Origin of the sequence: Pseudomonas sp. KBN12P06040 (assembly GCF_037574965.1) — a bacterium.
Lineage (GTDB): Bacteria > Pseudomonadota > Gammaproteobacteria > Pseudomonadales > Pseudomonadaceae > Pseudomonas > Pseudomonas aeruginosa.
This window is the reverse complement of sequence record NZ_JBBELS010000001.1, coordinates 2172403-2198969: the sequence shown is the minus strand read 5'-3', so window position 1 is coordinate 2198969 and position 26567 is coordinate 2172403. Positions and strand designations below refer to the sequence as shown.

Below are 26567 nucleotides of genomic sequence, written 5' to 3'. Positions count from 1 at the left end.
ACTCTTCCTAGAACTCGTCTGTCAGAAACTCGTAACTTCAAAGTCTGACCGCACAGGAGAACTGCGCAATGATCAAGCGGATGCTACCCGCCCTCCTCCTCGCCGTAGGCCTCGGCGCCCTCGCGGGTTGTTCCAGCCCTACCGTGATCACCCTCAACGACGGACGTGAAATCCAGGCCGTAGACACCCCTTCCTATGACGAGGATTCCGGCTTCTACGAGTTCGAACAGCTCGACGGCAAGCGCGCCCGCGTGAACAAGGACCAGGTCCGCACCGTCAAGGAACTCTGATACCGTCGCGTAACAGGTTTTCCTGAAGACCCCGTCGACTCGAACGAGCGACGGGGTCTTTGCTTTTCCGCCCGGGGAAACCGGGGCTCGAAAAAAAGTTCATCTAACCCCTTGTGTACCAAAACTTTTTCTGTAGAATGCGCCCCAACAAAACGGAGCGTAGCGCAGCTTGGTAGCGCGTCTCGTTCGGGACGAGAAGGTCGCTGGTTCGAATCCAGTCGCTCCGACCATATCCCGAAAAACCCGCCTCAACGGCGGGTTTTTTATTGCCTGCGATTCGGTCTTTCTCACAGGGTACGCAGGTAGGCCACCAGGTCGCCCTTCTCTTCCGCGGACAGCTTGCGCTCCAGCACCAGGTTGAAGAACTCCACCGTGTCCTCCAGGGTCAGCAGGCGGTCGTCGTGCAGGTACGGCGGCGAATCCTTGATCCCGCGCAACGGGAAGGTCTTGATCGGCCCGTCGGCGGACGCCATCACGCCATTGACCAGTTTCGGATCGTAGAAGCGCTCCACCTTCAGGTTGTGCATCAGGTTGTCGGTGAAGTAAGGCGGCGCATGACACCCGGCGCAGGCCGCCTTGCCGTAGAACAGCTTTTCGCCACGCAATTCCTGCTCGCTGGCCTTGCGCGGATCGAGCCGCCCCTCCACATCCAGCTTCGGTGCCGGGGGGAAGTCCAGCAGCGCCTGGAACTCACCCATGAAATGCACCTGACTGCCACGCTCGAGCACGTTCACCCCCTTCTTGGTGGCGATTACCGGGTCGCCGTCGAAGTAGGCGGCACGCTGCTCGAACTCGGTGAAGTCCTCGACGGTCTTCAGCGCCCTCTGCGAGCCGAACAGCCGCTGGATGTTCACCCCGCGCAGCGTCGGCGTGTCGATGCGGTGGCGGAACGGCTGCGGGCGCACGTCGCCGGCCAGGTGGGTAGCGGCATTGGTGTGGCCGTTCGCATGGCAGTCGAAGCAGGCCACGCCGCGGCTCGGATGCTCGCTACGGCGATCGTCGGTGAGGTTGAACTGCTGCTGCGGAAAGGCCGTTAGCAGCAGGCGCAGCCCTTCCAGTTGCTTGGGATTGAGAATCCCGTTGAACAGCTCGAAATAGTTGTCGATGGTCACCAGCTTGCCCTTGGACACATCGCCCAGGTCAGGCCGGGTGGTAAGGAACATCGGTGCCGGGAATTCCGGCAGGAAGTGGTCCGGCAGGTCGTAGTCAAGGTCGAAACGGGTCAGGTCGCGGCTTTCCTGGCGCTTGATCTCGTCGATGAGGAACTTGGGAAAGACCATCCCGCCTTCGGCATGGTTGGGGTGTGGCAGCGGCAGGAAGCCACCGGGGAACAGCCCCTGCTTGCGGATTTCCTCGGGGCTCAGCCTGGCCAGCTCCTCCCAGCTGGTGCCGGCCGGCAGCTTCACCCGGACCCCTTCCTGCAGCGGCTTGCCGCGCGTCATGCTGGCACCCTTGGCCGGCCTGTCGCTGAGATCGTAACGCTGCTCGAGAAGCGTCTTGTGGGCCTGCTCGATCGACGGCTTGTTCGCCGTCATGCGCTTCATGATGGTGGCGAAGTCCTCGTTGATCACCACCGGCGAATAGCTGGAAGTCTTGCTTGGCTGCTCATCCCCCGCGACCACGGCGGATTGCAGCCCCAGGGCGAGCGGCATGACCCAGAGGGCATGGCGCGTCCAGGCGGGCGTTTTCATCAGGCGTCCTCTTTCGTTATGAGGAAACGCCGAGCCTCGTCGTCCCGACCCCACACCCCGGCGGTCCGCGACAGCGGACCGAACGACCTGCGACGCGTCCTGCGCCACGCGGGTTCCCGGCTGTTTCCAGTCAGTCCTGAAGGGAACTCAGGGTTTATCCATCGCCCTTAGGCCTAGCCGAACGCAGCCTGCCGAGCCAATAGGCTCAGGCTATGAAAACCATTGAGAAACGCCTATGCATCGCTTCGCCAGCATCGCCGAAGCCAGGCACCGCGCGGCATGGGGGAAGGAAGCGGAACGCAGTCCGGTTTGCGCATAGCGCGCGGGGTTACCAGCGGTGCCGCGCTTAGCGCGAATGAATAGGCATCAGCGGCTGAGGAAGGCTGCGACCTGCTCGGCCTCGAACGGCCAGTTCAGCTCGGCGCCATTGTCGCAGCGGCGCAGCACCGGGATCCGCAGGCCATAGCGCTCGACCCAGGCTTCGTCGTCGGCGATGTCCACCAGTTCGACCAGCAGGCCATGTTCGACGAAGGGCATCAGCACCGCCTCCGCGACTTCGCAGAGGTGGCAACAGAGGGTTCCGAAGAGTTGGCATTCCGGGGGCATCGAAAGGACCTGTGCAGTGTTTCGCGGCGATGGTAGCACCCGCGCTCAGATGCCAGCGACCTGCAACAGACTTTCGGCCGCCTGCCGGGCCTCACGGGCCTGGTCCGCCGGCCCGTGGATGTGCGCCATCACCAGGGCGCCCTCCATCAGGTATTGCAACTGCCGCGCAAGCAGTGCCGCCGAACGCACGCCCAGGCGCTCCAGCTGGCGCTGGAAGTAGGCTTCGACGAAGGCCTTTTGCTCGGCCGCCTGGCGGTGGATCGGATGCGAGCGCTCATGGAACTCGGCGGCGGCATGGATGAAGGCACAGCCACGGAACGCCTCGTCCTGGAGGAACTCCTGCAGACCATCGAACACCGCCAGGATCACCGCGCGCGGCTGCAACCGCGCCTCGGCTTCGAGCATGCGTTCGGCGGTGCGCTGCCGACGCACCTCCAGGGCGGCCATGATCAGTTCGTCCTTCGAGCGAAAGTGTTTGTACAGCGTCATCTTCGCCACGCCGGATTCGGCCAGGATGCGGTCGATGCCGGTGGCGTGGTAACCCTCGCGATAGAACAGGTCGACGGCGGTGCTGAGCAGTTGCTCGCGTTTGCGGGATGTCATGGAAAGCCTCCTGAGCGGCCCATTATGCGCGACCCTGCCGCCCCCTTGAACCGCTCTGCGTCGCTCCCCGGACGAATACCGACGGAAAAAGGCGAACGCGTGCCTTGAAATATACAGACCTGTCTGTCTAATATCCAGGCACCAATACCCGCCTGGAACCCTCAGATGAAACTCCATGACCTGGATCTCTCCGGCAACGCCTACAAGGTCCGCCTGTTCCTCTCCCTCATCGGCCGCGAGGCGACGCTGCGGCCGGTCGATTTCCTCAACCGCGAGCACAAGACCCAAGCCTTCCTCCGCATGAATCCCCGCGGGCAGATCCCGGTGCTGGAAGACGGCGAGCTGCAACTGGGCGACTCCCATGCCATCCTCGTCTATCTGGCGCGACGCCATGCCGATCCCGTGTGGTATCCGCTCGACCCCGTCAGCCAGGGCCGAATCGCCTACTGGCTCAGCTATTCGGCCAACGAGGTGCAGAACGGTCCGGCCAGCGCCCGGCTGATCGCCCGCTTCGACCTGCCGCTGGATCGCGAGCAGACCCACCAGCGAGGCCTGGAAGTGCTGCGCCTGGTCGAGCGGCACCTGGCCGAGCATCGCTGGCTGGCCCAGGGCGAACAGCCGAGCATCGCCGACGTGGCCCTCTACCCCTACCTGGCCCTGGCCCCCGAGGGCGGCCTGGCGCTGGACCACTACCCGGCGCTGAACGCCTGGATCGCCCGCATCCGCGCGCTGCCCGGCTACATCCCGATGCCCGGCCTGTAGCTCGGCAGGAGGCAGCATGAGCCAGGAACAGAGCCCCTTCCACGCCGGCGAACTGGCGATCCAGGAACGCGCCGGCGTTCGCGAGCAGGTCGCCGGCTTCGGCAGCCGCGCGATCCGCACCTTCATGCCGGACCAGCATCGGGAGTTCTTCGCCCTGCTACCGCTGTTGCTGGTGGGCAGCCTCGACGCCGACGGCTACCCCAGCGCCTCGGTGCTCTGGGGCCCCCCCGGCTTCGCCCGTTCGCCGGAACCGACCCGCCTGCGCATCGACAGCCTGCCGCAAGCGGACGATCCGCTGGCGGCCAATCTCGAGGCCGGCACCCGCCTCGGCATCCTCGGCCTGGAATGGCCGACCCGCCGCCGCAACCGCATGAATGGACGGGTCCTGGCACGGGACGGAAAGGGTTTCACGGTCGGCGTCGAGCAATCCTTCGGAAACTGTCCCAAGTACATCCAGGCGCGCAGCCATCAGCCCGTCTCCAGGGTCGCAAGTCCCGCGTTGCAGGGCGAAGGACTCGATCCGCGCTGGCTGTCGCTGGTCTCGCGCAGCGATACGCTGTTCATCGCCAGCCAGCATGCCGACCCACTCAGGGGCGGCGTCGACGTCTCCCATCGGGGCGGGCCGCCGGGCTTTCTCCGGCTCGGCGCGGATGGCCGCCTGTGGTTGCCCGACTACGCCGGCAACCGCCTGTTCAATACCCTCGGCAACCTGCTCCAGGAGCCTCGCTGCGGCCTCCTGTTCATCGATTTCGACAACGGCGACCTGCTGCACCTGCACGCCGAGGCCGAGCTGTTCTGGCCGGGTTCGCAGCCATCCATCCCCTGGCCCGCCGGCGCCGAGCGCCTGCTGGCGTTGCGCCCCGCAGGCTGGCGCTGGCGGCGCGGCCGCCTGCCGCTGGCATTCGGCGAGCCCCAGCCATCCCCTTTTCTTCCTGCCGGTGAATCTTGATGCCTTTCCTGTATCGCCTTGCCTCGTTGTTGATCGCCCTCCTCGTCCTGCCGGTGCAGGCGGCGGAAATGCGAGTCGCCCTGTTGCGCACCTCGGGAGTGGAAACCCTCGATGCGCTCACCGTCGACGGCGGCTCCTGGGTGCGCCGGGTGCCGCTCAGCCATACCTCGGTGCTGATCGAGCACCATGCCGCCACCCTGCTCTTCGACACTGGCCTGGGGCGCGACATCGACGCCCAGTTCCGCGCCGACATGCCCTGGTGGGCGGCGCCGCTGTTCGCTTACCAGAAAGTCGTCCCGGCGCGCGACCAACTGGACGCAGCCGGTATCCGCGTCGATCGCATCCTGCTGTCCCACGCGCACTGGGATCACGCCTCGGGCCTGGTCGACTTCCCCGAAGTACCGGTCTGGGCACCCTACGAGGAGATCGCCTTCAGCCGCATCGCCACCCCGCCGGCCGCCTTCCCCAGCCAATTCCGCCATGGCGTGCGCTGGCGACCTTACAGCTTCGATCCGCAGCCGTTCATGGGCTTCGACGAAAGCCTCGACCTGTTTGGCGACGGCCGCCTGGTGCTGGTCCCCCTGCCCGGCCATACGCCCGGCTCGGTCGGTCTGTTCGTCACCCTCGACAGCGGGCGCCGGCTGTTCTTCAGCGGCGACACCAGTTGGCGACTCGAAGGCGTCGAAGGCCCACGGCAGAAATTCTTCGCCGGCCGCGCCCTGGTCGATCGCGATCCCGCGCGCACCCTCGCGCAACTGGCGAAGATCCGCCTGCTGCTCCGCAGCGACCCGCGCCTGAGCGTGATTCCGGCGCACGATGCGCGGGTTCAGGCCGCCCTGGGCTACTTCCCGCACTGGCTGGAATAGCGGGAAAGCCCGTCCTAGACAGGGTTCGTGCCAATTCGCGGCCACCCTCGACTAATGTCTAACAGTGGCCGTCTTCCTGTAGTGCTTAAGTAACCGGGCTGTCACAGGCCGACGTGGCGTCACGCCGCCGCCATCGGCCTGCCCCAAGCGCTCGAGGAGACAATAACAATGAGCATGACCCCGATCGCCCGTGCCGTGGCTTTTGCCACGCTGGGTTCCAGCATTACCGTCCCAACCCTGGCCCATGCCGAGTTCATCAAGGACAGCAAGGCCAGCATCGAACTCCGCAACTTCTACTTCAACCGTGATTTCCGCCAGGAAGGCGCCAGCCAGTCCAAGGCCGAGGAATGGGCCCAGGGCTTCCTCCTGCGCTACGAGTCCGGCTACACCGAGGGCACCATCGGTTTCGGCGTCGACGCCATCGGCCTGCTCGGGGTGAAGCTCGACTCCAGCCCCGACCGCAGCGGCACCGGCCTGCTCAAGCGCGACCGCGAGACCGGCCGCGCCCAGGACGACTATGGCGAGGCAGGGATCACCGCCAAGCTGCGGGCGTCGAAGAGCACCCTGAAGATCGGCACCCTGACCCCCAAGCTGCCGGTGATCATGCCCAACGACAGCCGCCTGCTGCCACAGACCTTCCAGGGCGGCGCGCTGAACTCCATGGAGATCGACGGCCTGACCCTCGACGCCGGGCGCCTGAAGAAGGTCAACCAGCGCGACTCCTCGGACAACGAGGACATGACCATCACCGGCGGCGGCAAGCGCAACATCGTGGTCCGTTCCGGGCTGACTTCGGACAAGTTCGACTTCGCCGGCGGCAGCTACAAGTGGACCGACAACCTCAGCACCAGCTACCACTACGGCAAGCTCGACAACTTCTACAAGCAGCATTACCTCGGCCTGGTGCACACCCTGCCGATCGCCGACAAGCAGTCGCTGAAATCCGACATCCGCTGGGCGCGCTCCACCGACGACGGCTCCAGCAACGTCGACAACAAGGCGCTCAACGCCATGTTCACCTACAGCCTCGGCTACCACGCCTTCGGCGTCGGCTACCAGAAGATGAGCGGCGACACCGGCTTCGCCTACATCAACGGCGCCGACCCCTACCTGGTGAACTTCATCCAGATCGGCGACTTCGCCAACAAGGACGAGAAATCCTGGCAGGCGCGCTACGACTACAACTTCGCCGGCGTCGGCATTCCCGGCCTGACCTTCATGACCCGCTACGTCAAGGGCGACAACATCGACCTGCTGACCACCTCGGGCGAAGGCAAGGAATGGGAACGCGACATGGACATCGCCTACGTGTTCCAGAGCGGCCCGTTGAAGAACCTCGGGGTGAAGTGGCGCAACGCGACCATGCGCACCAACTACACCAACGACTACGACGAAAATCGCCTGATCGTCAGCTACACGCTGCCGCTCTGGTAACGGCAGGACCGGCGGATAGCCGCGCTACGGCCATCCGCCCCTCCCCAGAGCCCCGCGGCGGAACGAAGAGGCCACCCTTGGGTGGCCTCTTTCATGGCGGGATGCCTCGCTCGCAACGTGCAGGACGGATAGCGCCTGGGGCGTTATCCGCCGATACCCCGCCGGACCAAGGAAGTCCGCCCCCTCATTCGTGGCTGATCGCGCCGATCTTGTGGATCGACAGGTCCGCGCCGTAGTACTCCTCCTCCTGGCTCAAGCGGATGCCCAGCAGCGCCTTCATCAGCCCATAGACCAACAGGCCGCCGGCGAAAGCCACTGTCACCCCCAGCAGGCTGCCGAGCGCCTGGCTGGCCAGGCTCACCCCGCCGAGCCCACCCAATGCCTGCTGGCCAAAGATGCCGCAGGCAATCCCGCCCCAGACCCCGCAAAGACCGTGCAACGGCCAGACACCGAGGACGTCGTCGATCTTCCAGCGCACCTGGGTCGCGGTGAACGCCCAGACGAACAGGGCCCCCGCCACCAGGCCGGTAGCCAGCGCGCCGATCGGATGCATCAGGTCGGAACCGGCGCACACCGCCACCAACCCGGCCAGCGGACCGTTGTGCAGGAAGCCCGGGTCGTTGCGGCCGATCAGCAGCGACGCCATGGTGCCGCCAACCATCGCCAGCAAGGAGTTGACCGCCACCAGCCCGCTGACCCCGGCGAGGGTCTGGGCGCTCATCACGTTGAAGCCGAACCAGCCGATGATCAGGATCCACGACCCCAACGCCAGGAACGGGATGCTCGACGGCGCCATCGCCATCAGCTTGCCGTCGCGATAGCGACCGTTGCGGCTGCCCAGCAATAGCACCGCCGCCAATGCCAGCCAGCCGCCCAGCGCATGCACCACCACGGAGCCGGCGAAATCGTGGAAAGGTGCGCCGAACTCCAGCTTCAGCCATTCCTGCAAGCCGAAATTGCCGTTCCACACCAAGCCTTCGAAGAACGGGTACACGAAGGCCACGATCAGCGCCGTGGCGCACAACTGCGGGCCGAACCGGGCACGCTCGGCGATGCCGCCGGAAATGATCGCCGGGATTGCCGCGGCGAAGGTCAGCAGGAAGAAGAACTTCACCAGCGCATAGCCACTGTCCACGGTCAGCGCCGCCGCCGGGTGGAAGAAGGTCACGCCGTAGGCGATCCAGTAGCCGACGAAGAAATAGGCCAGCGCCGAGATGGCGAAGTCGGACAGGATCTTCGACAAGGCGTTGACCTGGTTCTTCAGGCGCACGGTGCCCACCTCGAGGAAGGCGAAGCCGGCGTGCATCGCCAGCACCATCACCGCTCCGAGCAGGATGAACAGGGTATTGGAGCCGTGGATCAGGACTTGCACCGCACTATTCAGGTTATCCATGGATTGAGGCAGCCTTCGCGCGTAGAGAGAAAGCACCAGAAACGCCCACGCCCGTCCTTCAACGCACCATGACGAAGCAGTAGTCGTCGTGCGAACCGCCGCTTTTCTTCGGCGGACGTTTCGCAAGGTGCCTGAGGCAGCATGGAAAGCTCCCGGACTTTCCTTGATTTTCATTGGGTTGGACGTTCATCCCGAAGTACCCTCCGGGAGCGCCTGGCGCCCTCGCAAGGGGCATTCCGGCCGACGTGCGCACCAGGGAATTGCAAGCGCCATACCAGTTCGCGCCCCGTTGCGAGGCAGCCGGATGGGCGTCATCTCGCCGCAGCCGCGCCGACAGGCACGCTGTGGCAGTCTTTAATGAAAGGAGCGCCGGGAGCGACCGGCAACGCGCGGAAATTACCCACCGGTTGAACCTTCCGCCCCGCGCTCGGCTCGAAAAAAACACACCCCATGACCAGAGGAGCTCGTCATGCCCCGCAAGACCACTGCAAACGCTGCAAAGGATGAACTGTTGGCTGAATTCCAGGCACTGGTCGCCGATACCGAGAAACTCCTGCAAAGCACCGCCGACGTGGCGGGCGACCAGGCGGAAGAAATCCGCGGCAAGATCCACGACAGCCTCAAGCGCGCTCGCGACACCTTGCGCGACACCAAGGACTCGCTGAAGGACAACGTCCGCGAACGCAGCCAGGCCGCGGTGGACGCCACCGAGGTGTACGTCGGCGAACACCCCTGGCAGAGCATCGGCATCGCCGCCGGCGTCGGCTTCCTGCTTGGCCTGTTGGTCAGCCGGCGCTGAGCCATGAGCGAAGGAAAGGACCCGGCGGACGGCCGCCCCTCCCTGCGGCGCTTCGGCGCCGCCTTCCTCGGCCTGTTGCACGGTCACGTCGAGCTGTTCGGCATCGAGCTGCAGGAACAGAAGGCCAACACCCTGCGCCTGCTGCTGTTCGCCGGGCTGGCCCTGGTATTCGCCCTGCTCCTGCTGGTCGGCCTGTCGCTGCTGGTGCTGATCGTGTTCTGGGACACCAACCGGCTCGCAGCGGCGCTCGGGTTGTGCCTGTTCTACGTGATCGGCTCGCTGTTCTGCGGCTGGCGCCTGTACCAGTCGATCAACGACGAAAGCTCGCCGTTCAGCGCCACCCTGGAAGAACTGGCCAACGACCGCGAGCGACTGCTGCCATGACAAGGAAACGCGCATGAGCCAACTACCGGTGAACGCGACCGGCCTGTCGCGTCGCGAATTGCGCAAGGCGGTGATCCGCCTGCGCCTGGAAATGCAGCGCCAGCAATTGCGCCGCGAAAGCCAACTGCTGGTGCAACCCTTCCGCCAGGCCCAGGGGCTGGGCCACAACCTCAGCCAGCAACTGTTCGGCGGTGGCAATGCGGCGCTCTGGGGCGCCGGCGGAGCCGCACTGCTGGGCGTACTGCTTGGCAAGGGCGGGCGCTGGCAGCGTCTGCTGCGCCTGGGCGTCGCCCTGGCCCCGCTGTTGCTCGGCCTGCGCAAGCAGAAAGGCCGTTGAAGGATGCGCCGACCGGCAGCGGTCGGCGCCCTCCGTTTCCCCAACGCGACGATTGAGCTTGCCGAGGCAAACCGTTAGCGTGTCCGCATCGCCTCAGCGCATCCCTGGAATTCCCGATGGACTGGCAAACCCTGCTCACCCGCGAACGGCTCGGAAAGCCGGTACACAGCAACGATGAACTGGGCCGCAGCGCCTTCCACAAGGACCATGACCGGATCATCTTCTCCGGCGCGTTTCGCCGCCTCGGACGCAAGACCCAGGTCCATCCGGTCTCCAGCAACGATCACATCCACACCCGCCTGACCCACTCCCTGGAAGTCGCCTGCGTCGGCCGCTCGCTGGGCATGCGGGTCGGCGAGATCCTCCGCGAGGAACTACCCGAGTGGTGCGACCCCAGCGACCTCGGGGTCATCGTCCAGTCGGCCTGCCTGGCCCACGACATCGGCAACCCACCGTTCGGGCACTCCGGCGAAGACGCGATCCGCAACTGGTTCCAGCAAGCCGCCGGACGTGGCTGGCTGGACGAGATGAGCGACGCCGAGCGTTCCGACTTTCTCCACTTCGAAGGCAACGCCCAGGGCTTCCGGGTCCTCACCCAACTGGAATACCACCAGTTCGACGGCGGCACGCGGTTGACCTACGCCACCCTGGGCACCTACCTGAAGTACCCCTGGACCTCGCGCCACGCCGAAGCGCTGGGCTACAAGAAGCACAAGTTCGGCTGCTACCAGAGCGAACTGCCGCTGCTCGAGCAGATCACCCATAAGCTCGGCATGCCGCAACTCGACGACGAGCGCTGGGCTCGCCATCCGCTGGTCTACCTGATGGAAGCGGCGGACGACATCTGCTACGGCCTGATCGACCTCGAAGACGGCCTGGAAATGGAGCTGCTCGAATACAGCGAGGTCGAGGCGCTGTTGCTCGGCCTGGTCGGCGACGACCTGCCCGACACCTATCGCCAACTCGGCCCCAGGGACTCCCGCCGGCGCAAGCTGGCGATCCTCCGCGGCAAGGCCATCGAGCACCTGACCAATGCCGCCGCCCGTGCCTTCGTCGACCAGCAGCAGGCCCTGCTCGCCGGGCAGCTTGCCGGCGACCTGGTGGAACACATGCACGGCCCGGCCAAGCTCTGCGTGCAGCGGGCCAAGGCCATCGCGCGGGAAAAGATCTTTCAGGACAAGCGCAAGACCCTCCACGAGATCGGCGCCTACACCACTCTGGAGATCCTCCTCAACGCCTTCTGTGGCGCCGCGCTCGAGCAATACGGCGGGCATACGCCGTCGTTCAAGAACCGGCGCATCCTCGACCTGCTCGGACGCAACGCGCCCGACCCGCAGTGGCCGCTGTACCGCGCCTTTCTCCAGGTGATCGATTTCATCGCCGGCATGACCGACAGCTACGCCACGGAAATGGCCCGGGAAATGACCGGACGCTCGAGCCCCTCCTGAACGGAAGGGCTCATACCGCAGCGGCCGCCAACTGCTCCTGGAGTTCCTCCTGCAACGCCTCCAGGGCCAGCCGGAGTCTTTCGCCAGACGCCTGCAGGCACTCCCCGTCGCCACCTCGCCGGCAGGCGTCCTCCAGGGCCTCGCAGGCCTCCAGCAGGGTACGCGCCCCGATCATCCGCGCGGCGCCCTTGATGCGGTGGGCATGCTCGGCGAGCCGGGTCCTGTCGCCCTCGCGCAGGAGGATGGCAAGGCGCTGGAGGTCCTGACGGTTGCTGCCTAGCAGGGTCTCCAGCAGTTCGCGCAGCCGTTCCGGGCGGCCGCCACCGAGGCTGCTGAGAGCGTCCGCGTCATAGAGCCCCCGGGGCTGCGCGGCGTCGCGGCCGAAAGAGGTCGCGAGGTAGTTGCGCAGGGTCTCCAGGCCAAGCGGCTTGAACAGGCAATCATCCATGCCCGCGTCGCGACAGCGCTGTACCTCGTCCGGCTCGGCGTCGGCGGTATAGCCGAGGATCAGGATCGGCGCGCGCCGCTCGCACCGTTCCTGGATGCGTATCCTGCGTGCCAGCTGATAGCCGTTCAGGCGCGGCATGTTGCAGTCGCTGATCAGCACCTCGAAGCGCTCGTCGGCCCAGAGTTCCAGCGCCACCTGGCCATCCTCCGCTTCCGCCACCCGGTGGCCGAGAAATTCCAGTTGCTGGCGCAGCAGTACCCGGTTGGGCGGATAGTCGTCGGCGATGAGGATATGCAGGCGGCGAGACGGCTCCATGGATGCTGCCAGCGGGTCCTGGCCGGATTCAGGCATTTTCGGCCCGCACTGGCGCAATAGCAGGTCGAGCGACACCCGGGTGCCTTTGCCCGGCTCGCTGTGCATCTCGACATCGCCGCCCATGAGGTCCACCAACTTCCGACAGATCGCCAGCCCAAGGCCGGTCCCGCCCTGCACCGTGCGTCCCTTGGCCACCTGGATGAAAGGCTGGAACAGGCGCACCTGGTCCGCCGGAGCGATACCGATACCGGAATCCTCCACGTCCACCCGGACGATCGCCCTCCCCTCGTCCAGGCTCCTTTCCTGGAGACGGATCGTCACCTGTCCCCGCTCGGTGAACTTGATCGCATTGCTCACCAGGTTGGACAGCACCTGCTTGAAGCGCAGGGGATCGATCAGCACGTCCCGTCCCGGGGCATCGTCCAGTTCCACAACGAGCCTCAGGCCCTTCTGCCGGGCCAGGCCTTCGAACATGCGGCGCACCGACTCCACGACATGGCGCAGGCGAACCCGCTCGGGCGTGAGGGTCAGGTGGCCGGACTCGATCTTGGCGACGTCGAGGATGTCGCCGATGAGCAGTTGCAGCGACCCCGCAGCCTCGTAGGCGACCTCCAGCGAGGCGCGTTCGCGCTGCTCCGGCGCCAGGCGCTGCAGGACCAGTTCGAGGATGCCGATGACCGCATTCATCGGCGTACGGATCTCGTGGCTCATGGTCGCCAGGAAGACGCTCTTCGCCCGATTCGCCTCGTCCGCCTGGCGCATCGCCTCACGCAACTGGCGGGCCAGGCGCTCCCGTTCGGTGATGTCGATCCAGCCGTTCATCAGGCCGAGCACCCGTCCCTGGCGATCCCTGTAGGGCGTGACCCAATGGTGGATCTCCAGCAATTGCCCGCCGATGCGCACCGCCATGTCGGTGAAGCTCGCCGTTCCTCCCCGAGCCACCGCCAGGCACTGCTGGTGCATGAGCCGTGCCTTGCTGCCCTCGACCCAGTCGGAATCGGTCAACAGGGTGCCGCGGGCCTGCTCACGGGTCATCCGCAGGCTTTCCAGGTAATTGCGGTTGCAGGCCAGCAGGCGACCGTCGAGCGTGCGGATGCTCACCGGGTAGGGAATCCCGTCGACCAGCGCCTGCTTCAATGCCAGGCGGCCGCTCAGGTCGGCTTCGGTACGTTGCCAACGCCTGAGCCTGAGCTGCAGGACGGTATTCCAGCCCAGGCATCCGACGCAGACCAGGCAGGCCACCAGCAGGCCGAGCACCAGGCTGGAAGGGGACGGCGAGCGCAGCCCGTCGGCAGCCTGGCGTAGCGGCGCTTCGACGACCGCATCGGCGTCCCCCGGGCGATCCGGAGCGGGAATCCGGAGCATGGAAGCATATTCGCCAGCCGTCGCCCTCGCCGGAACGGCATATCCCGCCATGCAGGCGAATATGAGAAGCAGGCCGAGCATGCACGCACTGCGTTTCTGGAACTTCATTCGGTTCCGGCCCTTAGATAAGCGTATTGCGTTTGGCGAACTCGATGAGATCCACCAGCGAGCCGGCGTTCAACTTCAACAACAAGCGCGCCTTGTAAGTGCTGACGGTCTTGTTGCTGATAAACATCTGCTCGGATATCTGCTTGTTCGAATAACCCTGGCTGAGGTATTGCAATACCGATACTTCGCGATCGGACAGGCGTCCGAGCAATTCCACATCGTCGGAATAGGCGCCCTGTTGCACAGGACGCATGGCCGAGCTGGGAAAGTAACTGTATCCCGAGGCGACCGCATTCACCGCCGTCACCAGTTCGGCCAGTCCGCCCTGCTTGCAGACGAACCCGGCGGCGCCCGCCTGCATGCTGCGCAGGGCGAAGAGCGAGGCGCTCTGGCCGGTCAGGACGAGGATCTTCAGGGGCAACGCCAGCACCATCAGGCGGCTGATGACCTCGAGGCCGTCCAGCCTGGGAATGCCGATATCGAGGATGACCAGGTCCGGCTTCAGCTCCCGCCCGAGGCTGATGGCATCCACGCCATTATCGGTATCGCCGACGATCTGGTGCCCTTCGGCTTCCAGCAACATCTTCATGGCCATGCGAATCACGGGATGATCGTCGACTATCAGGATACGGCTCATTGTCTGATTTCCTTGCCAATAAAAATTCAGAAAAAATTCTCCTGAGCAAGATATAGACGGGAGCCATATTGTCGAGATATTCGATGGCAACTCATATACTTTAAGGAATATTCTCACGGAAACTTAATTTATTTCTTACGGCGAATTCAAAACCTCGTATATTGCCAAGCAATTGGCCTGGTTATCTGCATGAAAAACACCCGCATATATACGTGCTCTCCCGGCTCGTTATCTGCCAGAGCGAGTTGAATAGTTCGTCAGGGACTTCGGAGTATTGCTATCCGCATGTACGGCCACAAGCCGCCGACATGCCTTCGGCAGGGCAAAGGGAAGCACGACGGGCGCCGGGCCAGATAGCGCCGGAGCAGGATTGAAAGGGAGGGAAAACGCGACCGCCATCCTCGGGCGGGATGGCGGCGCTATCGCTTAGAGCTTCGGCAGGACAGGCTGTTCCGGGTACCAGGCGTCGACCAACGCGCCGACCTCGACGCTGGCCAGTTCCGGTTGCTGCTTCAACCAGGCCTCGATCAGGGCCCGCTGCTCTTCATTGACCGAGCCACGGCGCGCCAGGCAGACGAAACCGAATTCGTCGCAGCCGCCATAGGTCAGTTCGTTGGCTTCGATCGCCTGATCGATGAAGCGCAACATGAAAGCGTTCACCGCATCGGCATCCACGCCTTCCTTGTAGTGGAAGTTCAATTCGAAACCCAGCTCCTGGAATTCATCGACGCACAATTTCTTGCGCAGGCGGCGGGAACGATTAGTAGCCATGGCGGCATCTCCTGGATTGACGCTCCATTGGCGGAGCCTCGCATTACAGACAGTAGCCGACACCGCTGGAGCCGCGGGCGAACCCCGGCAAGCTCCGCGCGGCGCGGCCGGATTGCCGGCGCACTCTACCAGTTCCGACCATTCGGCGATATGACGGCGAACTCCGCGAAACTCCAGCGCATCGTTATCCGCCTTGCGGCATAATGAGCAAGACGGCCTCTTCGCGTGATGTCCGTCTCTTTTTTCAGGTTCGCTTCGTTTTTCATCTTCATTTCATTTTCTACCCTCCGTCTTCAAGAGTTCTTCATTAATGTTCAAGTCGCTGCGTACTCTTGCCTTCGCCACGCTCCTGCCTTTCGCCCTTCCCACCCTCGCCCAGGTCAACGCCACCCTGCCGGCCAACGTGCAGAAAGCCCTGCAGACTAACAAGCTGACCGGCAACGATCTGTCGCTGGTGCTGATTCCGCTCGACGGCCCGGGCAACCCCACCTACTACAACGCCGACGTATCGGTGAACCCGGCCTCGACCATGAAGCTGTTCACCACCTATGCCGCCCTGGAAATGCTCGGCCCGACCTACCAGTGGAAGACCGAGTTCTACACCGACGGCCAGCTCAAGAACGGAGTGCTCAACGGCAACCTCTACCTCAAGGGCGGCGGCGATCCGAAACTGAACATGGAGAAGCTCTGGCTGTTGATGCGCGACCTGCGCGCCAATGGCGTGACCAAGGTCACAGGTGACCTGGTACTCGACCGCAGCTACTTCAACATCCCGCAGTTGCCGGTATTCAACGACGACGGCGGCGACGACACCAAGCCGTTCCTGGTCGGTCCGGACTCGCTGCTGGTCAACCTGAAGAGCGTGCGCATGGTGGTGCGCACCGACGGCAACAAGGTCAACGTGCAGATGGACCCGCCGCTGGCCAACGTACGCATCGACAACCAGGTGAAGATGACCGCGCCGGCCACCTGCCCGGCCTGGCCGAAGCTGCGCTTCAGCCCGGTGACTCAGTTCGACGGCACCACCCTGCTGGCCACCGGACAGATTCCCCAGGGCTGTAGCGCGCAGACCTACATGTCGCTGCTCGACCATCCCGGCTACACCGCCGGCGCGGTGCGCGGCATCTGGCAGGAACTGGGCGGCAGCATCCTCGGCAAGGACCGCCAGGGCAGCGTACCGCGCAACGCCACGCTGATCGCCAAGGCCTTCTCGCCAGACCTGGTCGAGATCATCCGCGACATCAACAAATACAGTAACAACACCATGGCCCGGCAGTTGTTCCTCTCCATCGGCGCGCAGTTCCGCAACAGCGCCGACGGCGACGACGCCCAGGCCGCGCAGCGGGTGGTGCGGCAGTGGCTGGCGCGCAAGGGCATCACCGCGCCGCGCCTGGTGATGGAGAACGGCTCGGGACTGTCGCGCCAGGAACGGGTCAGCGCCCGTGAGATGGCGGCGATGCTGCAAGCCGCCTGGCACAGCCCCTATGCAGCGGAGTACATCTCCTCGCTGCCGCTGGCCGGCCTCGACGGCACCATGCGCAAACGCCTGCGGCGCACCGCACTGGTCGGCGAGGCGCACGTGAAGACCGGCACCCTCAACACCGTGCGCGCCCTCGCCGGCTTCAGCCGCGACGCCAGCGGCCACAACTGGGTGGTGGTGGCGATCCTCAACAGCCCGCGGCCGTGGGGCGCTTCGGCGATCCTCGACCAGGTACTGCTGAGCCTGCACGCGCGGAAATAAGGCGCAGTACGAAAAAAAAGGCCGCCAGCGGTTGCCCGCCGGCGGCCTTTTGCATGAATGCCGCTCGCCTCAGCGAACGGTGATTCTCCAGGCCCGATGGATCTTCGGATTACGCGCGAAATCCGGATCGAGGGTTTCGCCAGTGATCTCTTCGACCGCATAGCGGGCCTGCACGCTCTCGTCCAGTTCGAACTTGCGGAAGTTGTTGGAGAAATACAGCACCCCGCCCGGCGCCAGCCGCGCCATGGCCAGGTCGAGCAGTTCGACGTGGTCGCGCTGCACGTCGAACACGCCTTCCATGCGCTTGGAGTTGGAGAAGGTCGGCGGGTCGATGAAGATCAGTTCGTACTGGCCATCGTCTTCCCGCAACCACTCCATCACGTCGCCGTGCACCAGGCGCTGCTTGTCGGAAAAGCCGTTGAGCGACAGGTTGCGCCGCGCCCAGTCCAGGTAGGTCTTCGACAGGTCGACGCTGGTGGTGCTGCGCGCGCCGCCCCTGGCCGCATGTACGGTGGCCGTGGCGGTATAGCAGAACAGGTTGAGGAAGCGCTTGCCGGCCGCCTCCTTCTGGATGCGCAGGCGCATCGGCCGGTGATCGAGGAACAGCCCGGTATCCAGGTAATCGGTCAGGTTCACCAGCAGGCGCACATCGCCCTCGCCCACCTCGAGGAACTTGCCCTCGCTGCTCTGCCGTTCGTACTGCTTCTTGCCGGCCTGGCGCTCGCGGCGCTTGACCACCACCCGCTCCTGGGCAACGCCCAGGGTCTGCGGAATCGCCGCCAGGGCGTCGAACAGGCGCGCCTGGGCTTTTGCCGGATCGATCGACTTGGGCGCGGCGTACTCCTGGACGTGAACCCAATCGCCGTAGATATCCACCGCCAGGGCATACTCCGGCATGTCGGCGTCATACAGGCGATAGCACTCGATCTTGTCGCGGCGCGCCCATTTGCCCAGTTGCCGGAGGTTCTTCTGCAGGCGATTGGCGAACATCTGCCCGCCCTCGCTCAGCCGTGCCGGCTCGCTCGGCGCCCGCGCCAGGCCTTCGTCGTTGCGTTCGCCACGCTCGCCGGTGACGAACTGGCGCGGCTCGACCTGGATCATCAGCAGCTTGCAGGCCAGCGCGCCGTTCCAGAACGCGTATTGCTTATGGCTGCGGATACCCATGCGCTTGCCCAGTTCCGGCGCCCCGGTGAACACCCCGGCGCTCCAGCCGATGCAGCTCTGGCGCAGGCGCTCGCCGAGGTTCTGGTAGAGATACAGCAGGCTGGCTTCGTCGCCGAGGCGCTCGCCATAGGGCGGGTTGCAGATCACCAGGCCGGTCTGGCCCTTGTCCGGGCGCGGCTCGAAAGTCGCCAGTTCGCCCTGGTAGATCTTCACCCAGTCGGCCACTCCGGCACGCTCGATATTGTTGCGCGCCGGCTGGATCAGGCGCGGATCGGCCTCGTAGCCGCGAATCCACAACGGCGGCCTGGCCAGGCCGGCCGCCGCGCGCTGCTGGGCTTCCTCGTGGAGCTTGCGCCACAGCGCCGGCACGTGCCCCAGCCAATTGCTGAAGCCCCAGCGCTCGCGCCTGAGGTTCGGCGCGATATCGGCAGCCATCAGCGCCGCCTCGACCAGGAAGGTGCCGACGCCGCACATCGGGTCGGCCAGGGCACCGCCCTCGGCGGCGATCTTCGGCCAGCCGGCACGGATCAACACCGCCGCCGCCAGGTTCTCCTTCAGCGGCGCGGCGCCCTGCTGCAGACGATAGCCGCGCTGGTGCAGGCTATGCCCGGAGAGGTCCAGGGAAAGGGTCGCCTGGCCGCGGTCGAGGTGCAGGTGGACGCGCACGTCCGGATTGACCTTGTCCACCGACGGGCGTCGGCCGGAGCGCTCGCGCAGGTTATCGACGATCGCATCCTTGACCTTCAGCGCCCCGAAATGGGTGTTGTCGATGCCCGAGCCCTTGCCGCTGAACTCCACCGCCAGCGTGCCGCCGGCGTCCAGGTGGTCTTCCCAGTTCACCGCGTGGACCGCCATGTACATGGACTCGGCGTTCTCCACCGGGAATCGCGCCAGCACCAGCAAGACCCGGTTGGCCAGGCGCGACCACAGGCAGAGGCGATAGGCCACCTCCAGGCTGCCCTGCCCGCGCACCGCCGACACCTGGGCGCGCGCCTCGTCCAGGCCGAGCCCCTGCGCCTCTTCGAGGAGCAGGCTTTCCAGGCCTTTCGGGCAGGTCAGAAACAATTCGTAAACATCAGCCATATCGCCTTCCCGGGCCGTAGCCCTTGTCAGTGGAAGCACCCTCATGGGCACTTCTTTGGCACCAGGTGCCGTGGTTCGATTGCCGGAACGCTCCCGGCGTTGCTCGCTGCGACCCCGAGTCGCAGTCTGGGCGACCCTTCGTCGGAATGCGAGGAAATCTCAATTGGTGGGGGTGCAAATCGTTATAAGGCGCAACCCCGCGACCCTGCGGCGTTAGCGCCGGAAACCAGGCGTCATGCGCCTGCAACATATGGCCCTATCGACGAAAGCGTTAAGTCTTTATGACAAATCGGTCATTCACACGCCTGAACGCTTTGGTTAGAACTCCAGTTAATCCGCCACCGCAACGGTGTCGGGCGAGGGTCGTCACGCCGGCAACGACCCCTTTCGGCGAAAGCTTCGCCAGGCCTCCCCTGGGGGCCAACGGGACATAACAGTCAACAAGTGAGGGCAACACCCTATGAGAAGACTTAAGCGTGATCCGTTGGAAAGAGCCTTCTTGCGTGGTTATCAGAACGGCATAACCGGTAAATCTCGTGATCTTTGTCCGTTCACCCATCCTACGACGCGGCAGTCCTGGCTCAACGGCTGGCGCGAGGGCCGTGGCGACAACTGGGACGGCCTCACTGGCACGGCCGGCTTACAACGTCTCAATCAACTCCAGCACGTGTAAGCGACAACACGGATAGCACCGATTTCCCCAAGGCACGCCCCATCCGGGCGGCGGGCGCAAGCCCAAGGGCTCCGCAAGGAGCCCTTTTCAATTCCGCCGCGGCAATGCGGCGATGGCGTCCACCGCTTCGCGGATCAACGCCGGTCCCTTGTAGATGAAACCCGAATAGATCTGCACCAGGCTCGCCCCGGCGGCGATCTTCTCCGCCGCGTGCGCGCCCTCGGTGATACCGCCGGCGGCGATGATCGGCAGCCGTCCGCCCAGCTCGCCGGCCAGCACCTTCACCGTGTGCGTGCTCTTCTCCCGCACCGGCGCGCCGGACAGGCCACCCGCCTCGTCGCCATGCTGCAGGCCTTCCACGCCTTCGCGGCCGAGAGTGGTATTGGTCGCGATCACCGCGTCCATCCCCGCCTCGACCAGCGCCGCGGCGACCAGCGCGGTCTCTTCGTCGGTCATGTCCGGGGCGATCTTGATCGCCAGCGGTACCCGTCGGCCATGCCGCAGCGCCAGCGCTTCCTGGCGCTGGCGCAGTGCCTCCAGCAGTTGCTTGAGCGAATCGCCGAACTGCAGGCTGCGCAGGCCGGGCGTGTTCGGCGAGCTGACGTTGACGGTGACGTAGCTGGCGTCGGCGTAGACCTTGTCCAGGCAGATCAGGTAGTCGTCGACCGCGCGCTCCACCGGGGTATCGAAGTTCTTGCCGATGTTGATCCCCAGTACGCCGCGATACTTCGCCGCGCGCACCCGTGCCAGCAGGTGGTCGACGCCGTGGTTGTTGAAGCCCATGCGATTGATGATCGCGTTGGCTTGCGGCAGGCGGAACAGGCGCGGCTTGGGATTGCCCGGCTGCGGTCGCGGAGTGACGGTGCCGATCTCGATGAAGCCGAAACCGAGCTGGCCGAACCCGTCGATGGCGTCGCCGTTCTTGTCCAGGCCCGCGGCCAGCCCCACCGGATTGGGAAATTCCAGGCCCAGCACAGAGACCGGCAGGCTGGCCGGCTCGGGCGTCAGCAGGCGGTTCAGGCCCAGGCGACCGCCGGCCCCGATCAGGTCGATGGACAGTTCGTGGGAGGTTTCCGGGGACAGTTTGAACAGCAGCTGGCGGGCCAGGGTGTACATGGTCGGGTATCGGTCGGCAGAATGAAGGGTGCCGATTATAGCCGCCGAGCACCCGCTCAGGCGAGGCGTTGCAGCGCCAGCAGGCGGCCGTCCTCGCTGAAATCGAGGCGGAACGTGCCATGCACGCCATCGTGGCCGATGAACGGACGCAGGTGATGGGCCGGCAGGTTCACCCGGCGACCGTCGCGGCTGCGCAGCAGGACCCGATTGGCCCTGCCGCCGTAGATGGCCTGCAGGCGTTCGCCGGACAGGGCGATATCCATGATGAGACTGGGCATGGAGCCCCCCGCTTGAATGAACCACGACAGCTTGCCACAAACCACGCGGTTGAATGTCACGCCCGAACCTGTGCTTCAATGGACGGACCGTCGCCGTCCCCTCCCGCCCCTTTCCGCGTCGGTCGCCGAGCCCGAGGAGCCCTCCGTCGATCATGAGTTCCAACTCGCGTAGCAACAGCACCTTCACCGGTCGCCTTTCCGCACTCGCCAACCGCCTGCGCCTGGGTGCCGCGCGAAGCGATGGCCGGGAGCTGCGCGAACGGGCGGCCGCCCTCGAGCTGCCGTTCCAGCCATTGCGACGGCCGGAGCCGAGCGTCTGGTGGCAGGCCGGACCGCCCCTGCACACCCTGGTCGATCTGCCGCGCGGCGCGCTGTCCGGCCCGGTCCAGGAAGACAAGGCGGAAGCCCACACGGTCCTCAAGCGCCTGGTGCGGGTCAGTCACTCCACCCTGGAGTCGGTCGACCTGAAGACCATCGAAGGCGTATGCAGCCGCGAGATCCTCGTCCAGACACCTTGCCCACGCCTGGAAGACCTGGCCACGGCCGAGGTCTGCCGGGGCGTACGGATCATCAGCTACAAGGATTTCGTCAAGGCCCTGAGCCTGGCCCTGCCGCGTTTCACCAACGGCGACAGCATCCGCCTGCGCCAGGCCGCCTGGCACGGCGAGCGCCTGTTCTGGGCGGGCGAACGTCAGGCCTGCGCCTTCGCCGCGGCGATCGTCTACGCCCGCCGCCGCGAACTGGAACTGAAGCTGCCGGCACACCTGGAACGCTACGAACTGGAGCCCGGCGCGCTGGACGAACTGGAACAGCGCTACCACATGCTGCGGATTCCGACCCAGGCCTGGTCCGAGCCGACCTTCATGAGCCTGCTGCTGGATACCGGCCTGCCCTATGCGCGACTCGCCCTGTTCACCCCGGAAACCCCGGAGTGCCTGTTGCTGCCCCGCAACGACGAACGCGCCGATGCCCTCGGCGAAGGTCTGCGGGCGGCTGGCGCAGCAGACGTGGTGAAGTATCTGAAGCAACTGTAGGCAACCGGCCAGGACTGGCCAGCTCGCGCCCTGACGTGCATCCTCCAGCAGACCCACACAGGAGCGATCGCATGTCCCTACCCCGCCTCAGTCTCTGTCTCGCCCTCGCCTGCGGGCCGGCGCTGGCCAGCCAGGCGCCGGTCTACGGCGAACGCCTGGAAGGCTTCGACTACGCCTATCCGGTGCACTATCTGGACTTCACCTCCCAGGGCCAGCCGCTGAGCATGGCCTACCTCGACGTCGCGCCGAAGAAAGCCAACGGCCGCACCATCCTGCTCATGCACGGCAAGAATTTCTGCGCCGGGACCTGGGAGCGCACCATCGACGTGCTCGCCGACGCCGGCTACCGGGTGATCGCCGTCGACCAGGTCGGCTTCTGCAAGTCGAGCAAGCCGGCCCATTACCAGTACAGCTTCCAGCAACTGGCAGCCAACACCCACGCCCTGCTGGAACGGCTCGGCGTCGCCCGGGCCAGCGTGATCGGCCATTCCATGGGCGGCATGCTCGCTACCCGCTACGCCCTGCTCTACCCGCGGCAGGTCGAACGACTGGTGCTGGTCAACCCCATCGGTCTGGAGGACTGGAAGGCCCTGGGCGTGCCCTGGCGCAGTGTCGACGACTGGTACAGGCGCGACTTGCAGACCAGCGCCGAAGGCATTCGCCAATACCAGCAAGCCACCTACTACGCCGGCGAATGGCGCCCCGAGTTCGATCGCTGGGTACAGATGCAGGCCGGCATGTATCGCGGCAAGGGGCGCGAGTCGGTGGCCTGGAACTCGGCGCTGACCTACGACATGATCTTCACCCAGCCGGTGGTCTACGAACTGGACCGGTTGCAGATGCCGACCCTGCTGCTGATCGGCGAGAAAGACAACACCGCCATCGGCAAGGACGCCGCGCCGGCGGAACTGAAAGCCAGGCTGGGCAACTACGCGCAACTGGGCAAGGACGCCGCCCGACGGATTCCCCAGGCGACCCTGGTGGAATTCCCCGACCTTGGCCATACCCCGCAGATACAGGCTCCGGAACGCTTCCACCAGGCACTGCTGAAGGGTCTGCAAACCCAGCCCTGAACCATCCACCGGCGGCGCTCTCGCCATCGGCTTCGCCGCGCCTTGCCCGGCGTCAACACCGATGCCTGCCGCCGGCGTTTCACTGCACTGGCTGCGCGACGACGCGTGGCTCGCGTCGCGCAAGCCCATCCACGCCGCGGCCGTTCTCATCCACATGGAGGTTCATCGTGTTCCCTTGCCAACCCCGTTCGCTACTCGCCGGCGTCCTGCTGGCGAGCGCCCTGCCCGCTCACGCGGAGCTGCCCCACGCGCCCGCCTACATCGATGACAGCGCCTACCCGGCCGCGGCCCGCCAACGCATCCTGCCACCGATGTTCGAGCAGAAGCTGGGCAGCCTGCGCTACCTGGCCAAGCCCGGCGACCCCTTGATCACCCAGGCCGAGAGCAGCGACTTCCAGCGCACCAGCGACTACCGCGAGACCCGCGCCTACCTGGAGAAACTGGTAGCCGCCTCCTCCGGCCGCATCGCCTTGCGCGAGTTGCCCGAGCGCAGCGCCGAGGGTCACCCGATGCTGCTGGTGACCGCCTCCACCGAGGCCGACAAGTCCGCCGCCGGCCTGAAGCGCTCCGCCAAGCCGACCTTGCTGGTGGAAGCCGAGATCCATCCCGGCGAGGCCAACGGCAAGGACGCCATGTTCATGCTGCTGCGCGACATGAGCGCTGCCGACCGCCCGCTCGCCGGGCTGCTGGAGAAGATCAACCTGCTGTTCATCCCGGTGGTCAACGTCGACGGCGACCTGCGCCGCAGCGCCTACGGGCGGATCAACCAGAACGGCCCGCGGGAGACCGGCTGGCGGGTGAACGGCCGCAATCTCAATCTCAACCGCGACTTCACCAAGCTCGACAGCGCGGAGATCCGCAACGTCGCCTGGGTGTTCAACCACTACGAACTGAGCTTCTTCGCCGACACTCACTCCACCGACGGCGCCATGTATCCCTACGACAGCTCCTACTGCCACAACGGCAATGGCTGGTCACCGGCGAGCAGCGCCTGGATGGACCAGGTCATGCGCAAGCCGGTGTACCAGGCGCTGGAAAGCCTCGGGCACATGGTCCATGAATGCATCAGCCTGAACGACAACCAGGATCCGACCCAGGGCTACTACCCCTACCGCACCGACCTGGCGCGCTTCTCCAACCAGTACGGCGACATCCGCAACGTGCCGTCGATCCTCATCGAGCAACACGCCCTGCATCCGTACAAGACCCAGGTGCTGGGCAACTACGTGATGCTCAAGGCGATGTTCGAGGTGATCGGCGGGCAGGCCGCCAGCCTGCGCCAGGCCATCGCCAGCGACCGCGAGCGCCTGCTGCGGCAGAAGGAGGTGATCCTCACCTGGAAGCCGGGCGAGGCCGCCGAGACGCCGTTCGTGGTCGGCGACTACCGCTACGAGCAATCGCCGGTCACCGGGGCCCGCACCATCGTCTGGAGCAACCGGCCGAAGACGCTGAAACTACCGGTGACCGACAACGGCGTACCCGACCTGGTGGTGCCGCGTCCCCAGCGTTTCATCGTCCCGGCGCAGTGGCACGAGGTGATCGCCCGGATCAAGGCCCACGGCATCCGCTACACCACCCTGGAGCGTCCGACCGAAATCGCCGTGACCCTGTACCGCATGGACGACATCAAGCTCGCCGATGGCTTCGAACCGGATCGCGTGCAAGGCAACCGGATTCCGGGCTACGAAGGTCGCCTGCTGGTCAGCGGCACGCCGAAGCCGTTCCAGCGCTTGCAGACCTTCCCGGCCGGCTCGCTGTCGATCGACACCGCCCAGCCGCTGGGCGTCCTGGCCATCGACCTGCTGCAACCGCAGAGTCCGGATTCGTTCTGGTCCTGGGGCTTCTTCAATTCCACCCTGGTGGCCGCCGAGGAGCCGGAGGAATACGTGATGGAGCCGATGGCGCGCAAGATGCTGGCGGAAGGCCCGGCGCTGAAGGCCGCCTTCGACAAACGCCTGCGCGAGGACAAGGCCTTCGCCGCCGATCCGCAGGCGCGCCTGCAATGGTTCTACCAGCGCACGCCGTTCTACGACGTGAACGCCTTCGTCTATCCGGTAGGAGTGGTGTTCTGAGGCCCACCTGGGGCTGACGGCGAATAACGCTGCGCGTTGTTCGCCCTACCGCTGGGCTTCGGGAGCCCCGTTCCCTCTCCCGCTTGCGGGAGAGGGAGCCGGTCTCAGGTACCGTCGGTGGGTGTGGGCAGGTTGCTTCTCGGCTTGCGCTTGCGCCTGGGTTTCAGTGGTTTTTCAGGTGGCGGCGACAGTTCCCGCTTGCGCAGCTTCTTGAGGATTTCCCGATGCTTCTCGCGCCAGACCGGCACGTCGAGACCGTGGAGTTCGAGCAGCTCGGGGTTGCGCTCCACCAGATAGACCGCCGCTTCCTGGGCGGCCTCGGCGATCTTCCAGGCGATCGACTGCGGTTCGATGCTGCCTTCATAGGCGATCCAGTCGCTGAACTCCGGGAAGGTCCCGCAGACCTTCTCGAAATCCTCGTCGTGCATGCGCTGCCGGCCACTCTCGATGTTCTCAAGGCGTTTGGGATCCATGCCGACCACCTCGGAAAACTGCGGTCGGTTCAACCCCGTCAGCCCGCGCAACCCGAACAGGCGCTCGCCGGCGCGAAACAGGCAGCGCTTCCTCACTACATAGACCATGTACAGATACTTCCCTTCGTTTCTGGCGCGATGCGCCTCAGTCGCCCTTGCCGCTCGCGGGCGTTTTCCTCTTCCGCTGGCGCCTGGGTTCCGGCGGCTCTTCCAGGGGCGCCGGCTCCGCCTCCGGCGCCTGTTCCGCCGCCAACAGCGCCTCGCGTATCTCGCGGTGACGTTCGCGCCAGGCCTGCATGTCGATGCCGTGCCGCTCCAGCAGCACCGGGTTGCGCTCCACCAGGTAGACCGCGGCCGCCTGTGCCGAGTCGGCGACCTTCCAGGCGATCGACTGCGGCTCGATGCTGCCTTCATAGGCGATCCAGTCGCTGAACTCCGGGAAGGTTCCGCAGACCTTCTCGAAGTCCTCGTCGTGCATGCGCTGCAGTTCGTTCTCGATGTTCTCCAGGCGCTTGGCCGTCATCCCCACCAACTCGGCGAACTGCGGACGGCTCAAGCCCATCAGCTCGCGCAGGGCGCGCAAGCGCTTGCCAGCAGTGAACAAACGTCGATTCTTTACCATGTGTAGTCCGCGTCTGATGGTTCCCTATGCAT

The 26567-nt window shown here is 65.4% G+C and carries 26 protein-coding genes and 1 tRNA gene; 15 read left to right on the top strand and 12 right to left on the bottom strand.

What is annotated here, in order from left to right:
* Window positions 1-68: 68 nt before the first annotated feature.
* Together VQ067_RS10380 and VQ067_RS10375 are read left to right on the top strand one after the other, a co-directional pair.
* Window positions 69-290, top strand: a complete 222-nt coding sequence (locus VQ067_RS10380; RefSeq protein WP_003091247.1) for a YgdI/YgdR family lipoprotein — start codon at window positions 69-71, stop codon at window positions 288-290.
* A gap of 153 nt (window positions 291-443) precedes the next feature.
* Window positions 444-520, top strand: a tRNA-Pro gene (locus tag VQ067_RS10375).
* A gap of 57 nt (window positions 521-577) precedes the next feature.
* On the opposite strand, the gene VQ067_RS10370 is transcribed toward VQ067_RS10375, so the two are convergent.
* From VQ067_RS10370 to VQ067_RS10360, 3 genes are all read right to left on the bottom strand, one after another.
* Complete coding sequence (locus VQ067_RS10370) at window positions 578-1981, bottom strand: cytochrome b6 (protein WP_009876767.1); 1404 nt, start codon at window positions 1979-1981, stop codon at window positions 578-580.
* Between the two features lie 366 nt (window positions 1982-2347).
* Complete coding sequence (locus tag VQ067_RS10365) at window positions 2348-2587, bottom strand: glutaredoxin family protein (RefSeq protein ID WP_317951518.1); 240 nt, start codon at window positions 2585-2587, stop codon at window positions 2348-2350.
* A 45-nt stretch (window positions 2588-2632) separates the two neighbouring features.
* Window positions 2633-3190, bottom strand: a complete 558-nt coding sequence (locus VQ067_RS10360; protein ID WP_003138570.1) for a TetR/AcrR family transcriptional regulator — start codon at window positions 3188-3190, stop codon at window positions 2633-2635.
* Between the two features lie 165 nt (window positions 3191-3355).
* Between VQ067_RS10360 and VQ067_RS10355 the strand changes: the two genes are divergently transcribed.
* The 4 genes from VQ067_RS10355 (at window position 3356) to opdQ (ending at window position 7201) form a co-directional block, all read left to right on the top strand.
* A complete protein-coding gene (locus VQ067_RS10355; protein ID WP_003091251.1) occupies window positions 3356-3952 on the top strand; it encodes a glutathione S-transferase family protein in 597 nt (198 codons plus the stop codon).
* A gap of 16 nt (window positions 3953-3968) precedes the next feature.
* Window positions 3969-4901 (top strand): pyridoxamine 5'-phosphate oxidase family protein, encoded by a 933-nt coding sequence (locus VQ067_RS10350; protein WP_016263268.1) that lies wholly within the window; start codon window positions 3969-3971, stop codon window positions 4899-4901.
* Window positions 4901-5767: an MBL fold metallo-hydrolase gene (locus VQ067_RS10345; protein WP_023875104.1), complete on the top strand. Its 867-nt coding sequence runs from the start codon at window positions 4901-4903 to the stop codon at window positions 5765-5767. Before VQ067_RS10350 ends, VQ067_RS10345 begins: the two co-directional genes overlap by 1 nt.
* Before the next feature lie 168 nt (window positions 5768-5935).
* Window positions 5936-7201 carry a porin OpdQ gene (gene opdQ / locus VQ067_RS10340; RefSeq protein WP_009313808.1) on the top strand — a complete coding sequence of 422 codons (1266 nt, stop codon included), beginning with the start codon at window positions 5936-5938 and terminating at the stop codon, window positions 7199-7201.
* A gap of 184 nt (window positions 7202-7385) precedes the next feature.
* Here opdQ and VQ067_RS10335 read toward each other — a convergent pair whose 3' ends face one another.
* Entirely contained in the window at window positions 7386-8594 is a 1209-nt protein-coding gene (locus tag VQ067_RS10335; RefSeq protein WP_023095388.1) for an ammonium transporter, read from the bottom strand.
* A gap of 469 nt (window positions 8595-9063) precedes the next feature.
* On the opposite strand from VQ067_RS10335, the gene VQ067_RS10330 reads away from it, so the two are divergent.
* From VQ067_RS10330 to VQ067_RS10315, 4 genes are all read left to right on the top strand, one after another.
* Window positions 9064-9393, top strand: a complete 330-nt coding sequence (locus VQ067_RS10330) for a DUF883 family protein (protein ID WP_003091262.1) — start codon at window positions 9064-9066, stop codon at window positions 9391-9393.
* A gap of 3 nt (window positions 9394-9396) precedes the next feature.
* Window positions 9397-9777, top strand: a complete 381-nt coding sequence (locus tag VQ067_RS10325; RefSeq protein WP_003091263.1) for a phage holin family protein — start codon at window positions 9397-9399, stop codon at window positions 9775-9777.
* Between the two features lie 13 nt (window positions 9778-9790).
* Window positions 9791-10114: a hypothetical protein gene (locus VQ067_RS10320; RefSeq protein ID WP_003103249.1), complete on the top strand. Its 324-nt coding sequence runs from the start codon at window positions 9791-9793 to the stop codon at window positions 10112-10114.
* 116 nt (window positions 10115-10230) lie between these two features.
* Entirely contained in the window at window positions 10231-11562 is a 1332-nt protein-coding gene (locus VQ067_RS10315) for a deoxyguanosinetriphosphate triphosphohydrolase (RefSeq protein WP_003091265.1), read from the top strand.
* Between the two features lie 10 nt (window positions 11563-11572).
* Here the strand turns inward: VQ067_RS10315 and VQ067_RS10310 are convergent, their stop codons facing one another.
* From VQ067_RS10310 to VQ067_RS10300, 3 genes are all read right to left on the bottom strand, one after another.
* Window positions 11573-13798: an ATP-binding protein gene (locus VQ067_RS10310; protein WP_033990437.1), complete on the bottom strand. Its 2226-nt coding sequence runs from the start codon at window positions 13796-13798 to the stop codon at window positions 11573-11575.
* Window positions 13799-13811: 13 nt separating this feature from the next.
* Window positions 13812-14435 (bottom strand): response regulator transcription factor, encoded by a 624-nt coding sequence (locus VQ067_RS10305; protein WP_003091268.1) that lies wholly within the window; start codon window positions 14433-14435, stop codon window positions 13812-13814.
* A gap of 426 nt (window positions 14436-14861) precedes the next feature.
* Window positions 14862-15206, bottom strand: a complete 345-nt coding sequence (locus VQ067_RS10300) for a YggL 50S ribosome-binding family protein (protein WP_003091271.1) — start codon at window positions 15204-15206, stop codon at window positions 14862-14864.
* Window positions 15207-15516: 310 nt separating this feature from the next.
* Here VQ067_RS10300 and dacB point away from each other — a divergent pair, with 310 nt between their 5' ends.
* Complete coding sequence (dacB, locus tag VQ067_RS10295; RefSeq protein WP_003091272.1) at window positions 15517-16947, top strand: D-alanyl-D-alanine carboxypeptidase/D-alanyl-D-alanine endopeptidase; 1431 nt, start codon at window positions 15517-15519, stop codon at window positions 16945-16947.
* 69 nt (window positions 16948-17016) lie between these two features.
* Here dacB and rlmKL read toward each other — a convergent pair whose 3' ends face one another.
* On the bottom strand, window positions 17017-19194 hold the full coding sequence (rlmKL, locus tag VQ067_RS10290) for a bifunctional 23S rRNA (guanine(2069)-N(7))-methyltransferase RlmK/23S rRNA (guanine(2445)-N(2))-methyltransferase RlmL (RefSeq protein WP_003116467.1): 2178 nt from the start codon (window positions 19192-19194) through the stop codon (window positions 17017-17019).
* Window positions 19195-19654: 460 nt separating this feature from the next.
* Here rlmKL and rmf point away from each other — a divergent pair, with 460 nt between their 5' ends.
* Window positions 19655-19867 carry a ribosome modulation factor gene (gene rmf, locus VQ067_RS10285; RefSeq protein WP_003103238.1) on the top strand — a complete coding sequence of 71 codons (213 nt, stop codon included), beginning with the start codon at window positions 19655-19657 and terminating at the stop codon, window positions 19865-19867.
* Between the two features lie 87 nt (window positions 19868-19954).
* Here the strand turns inward: rmf and VQ067_RS10280 are convergent, their stop codons facing one another.
* On the bottom strand, window positions 19955-20983 hold the full coding sequence (locus VQ067_RS10280) for a quinone-dependent dihydroorotate dehydrogenase (protein ID WP_033990434.1): 1029 nt from the start codon (window positions 20981-20983) through the stop codon (window positions 19955-19957).
* Window positions 20984-21039: 56 nt separating this feature from the next.
* Entirely contained in the window at window positions 21040-21261 is a 222-nt protein-coding gene (locus VQ067_RS10275; RefSeq protein ID WP_003103227.1) for a DUF2835 domain-containing protein, read from the bottom strand.
* A gap of 152 nt (window positions 21262-21413) precedes the next feature.
* Between VQ067_RS10275 and VQ067_RS10270 the strand changes: the two genes are divergently transcribed.
* From VQ067_RS10270 to VQ067_RS10260, 3 genes are all read left to right on the top strand, one after another.
* Complete coding sequence (locus VQ067_RS10270; RefSeq protein WP_003452519.1) at window positions 21414-22295, top strand: DUF6685 family protein; 882 nt, start codon at window positions 21414-21416, stop codon at window positions 22293-22295.
* Between the two features lie 71 nt (window positions 22296-22366).
* Complete coding sequence (locus VQ067_RS10265) at window positions 22367-23368, top strand: alpha/beta fold hydrolase (protein ID WP_003091278.1); 1002 nt, start codon at window positions 22367-22369, stop codon at window positions 23366-23368.
* Window positions 23369-23535: 167 nt separating this feature from the next.
* A complete protein-coding gene (locus tag VQ067_RS10260; RefSeq protein ID WP_033990432.1) occupies window positions 23536-25440 on the top strand; it encodes a M14 family metallopeptidase in 1905 nt (634 codons plus the stop codon).
* Between the two features lie 104 nt (window positions 25441-25544).
* On the opposite strand, the gene VQ067_RS10255 is transcribed toward VQ067_RS10260, so the two are convergent.
* Window positions 25545-26021 (bottom strand): helix-turn-helix domain-containing protein, encoded by a 477-nt coding sequence (locus tag VQ067_RS10255; RefSeq protein WP_033990429.1) that lies wholly within the window; start codon window positions 26019-26021, stop codon window positions 25545-25547.
* Between the two features lie 37 nt (window positions 26022-26058).
* Entirely contained in the window at window positions 26059-26535 is a 477-nt protein-coding gene (locus VQ067_RS10250) for a helix-turn-helix domain-containing protein (protein ID WP_009313801.1), read from the bottom strand.
* Window positions 26536-26567 lie beyond the last annotated feature (32 nt).

Excerpts from the sequence above, each read along its gene's own strand:
- VQ067_RS10380 (WP_003091247.1), top strand. The coding sequence starts at position 69 with ATGATCAAGCGGATGCTACCCGCCCTCCTCCTCGCCGTAGGCCTCGGC.
- VQ067_RS10370 (WP_009876767.1), bottom strand. The coding sequence starts at position 1,981 with ATGAAAACGCCCGCCTGGACGCGCCATGCCCTCTGGGTCATGCCGCTC.
- VQ067_RS10365 (WP_317951518.1), bottom strand. The coding sequence starts at position 2,587 with ATGCCCCCGGAATGCCAACTCTTCGGAACCCTCTGTTGCCACCTCTGC.
- VQ067_RS10360 (WP_003138570.1), bottom strand. The coding sequence starts at position 3,190 with ATGACATCCCGCAAACGCGAGCAACTGCTCAGCACCGCCGTCGACCTG.
- VQ067_RS10355 (WP_003091251.1), top strand. The coding sequence starts at position 3,356 with ATGAAACTCCATGACCTGGATCTCTCCGGCAACGCCTACAAGGTCCGC.
- VQ067_RS10350 (WP_016263268.1), top strand. The coding sequence starts at position 3,969 with ATGAGCCAGGAACAGAGCCCCTTCCACGCCGGCGAACTGGCGATCCAG.
- VQ067_RS10345 (WP_023875104.1), top strand. The coding sequence starts at position 4,901 with ATGCCTTTCCTGTATCGCCTTGCCTCGTTGTTGATCGCCCTCCTCGTC.
- opdQ (WP_009313808.1), top strand. The coding sequence starts at position 5,936 with ATGAGCATGACCCCGATCGCCCGTGCCGTGGCTTTTGCCACGCTGGGT.
- VQ067_RS10335 (WP_023095388.1), bottom strand. The coding sequence starts at position 8,594 with ATGGATAACCTGAATAGTGCGGTGCAAGTCCTGATCCACGGCTCCAAT.
- VQ067_RS10330 (WP_003091262.1), top strand. The coding sequence starts at position 9,064 with ATGCCCCGCAAGACCACTGCAAACGCTGCAAAGGATGAACTGTTGGCT.
- VQ067_RS10325 (WP_003091263.1), top strand. The coding sequence starts at position 9,397 with ATGAGCGAAGGAAAGGACCCGGCGGACGGCCGCCCCTCCCTGCGGCGC.
- VQ067_RS10320 (WP_003103249.1), top strand. The coding sequence starts at position 9,791 with ATGAGCCAACTACCGGTGAACGCGACCGGCCTGTCGCGTCGCGAATTG.
- VQ067_RS10315 (WP_003091265.1), top strand. The coding sequence starts at position 10,231 with ATGGACTGGCAAACCCTGCTCACCCGCGAACGGCTCGGAAAGCCGGTA.
- VQ067_RS10310 (WP_033990437.1), bottom strand. The coding sequence starts at position 13,798 with ATGAAGTTCCAGAAACGCAGTGCGTGCATGCTCGGCCTGCTTCTCATA.
- VQ067_RS10305 (WP_003091268.1), bottom strand. The coding sequence starts at position 14,435 with ATGAGCCGTATCCTGATAGTCGACGATCATCCCGTGATTCGCATGGCC.
- VQ067_RS10300 (WP_003091271.1), bottom strand. The coding sequence starts at position 15,206 with ATGGCTACTAATCGTTCCCGCCGCCTGCGCAAGAAATTGTGCGTCGAT.
- dacB (WP_003091272.1), top strand. The coding sequence starts at position 15,517 with ATGTTCAAGTCGCTGCGTACTCTTGCCTTCGCCACGCTCCTGCCTTTC.
- rlmKL (WP_003116467.1), bottom strand. The coding sequence starts at position 19,194 with ATGGCTGATGTTTACGAATTGTTTCTGACCTGCCCGAAAGGCCTGGAA.
- rmf (WP_003103238.1), top strand. The coding sequence starts at position 19,655 with ATGAGAAGACTTAAGCGTGATCCGTTGGAAAGAGCCTTCTTGCGTGGT.
- VQ067_RS10280 (WP_033990434.1), bottom strand. The coding sequence starts at position 20,983 with ATGTACACCCTGGCCCGCCAGCTGCTGTTCAAACTGTCCCCGGAAACC.
- VQ067_RS10275 (WP_003103227.1), bottom strand. The coding sequence starts at position 21,261 with ATGCCCAGTCTCATCATGGATATCGCCCTGTCCGGCGAACGCCTGCAG.
- VQ067_RS10270 (WP_003452519.1), top strand. The coding sequence starts at position 21,414 with ATGAGTTCCAACTCGCGTAGCAACAGCACCTTCACCGGTCGCCTTTCC.
- VQ067_RS10265 (WP_003091278.1), top strand. The coding sequence starts at position 22,367 with ATGTCCCTACCCCGCCTCAGTCTCTGTCTCGCCCTCGCCTGCGGGCCG.
- VQ067_RS10255 (WP_033990429.1), bottom strand. The coding sequence starts at position 26,021 with ATGGTCTATGTAGTGAGGAAGCGCTGCCTGTTTCGCGCCGGCGAGCGC.
- VQ067_RS10250 (WP_009313801.1), bottom strand. The coding sequence starts at position 26,535 with ATGGTAAAGAATCGACGTTTGTTCACTGCTGGCAAGCGCTTGCGCGCC.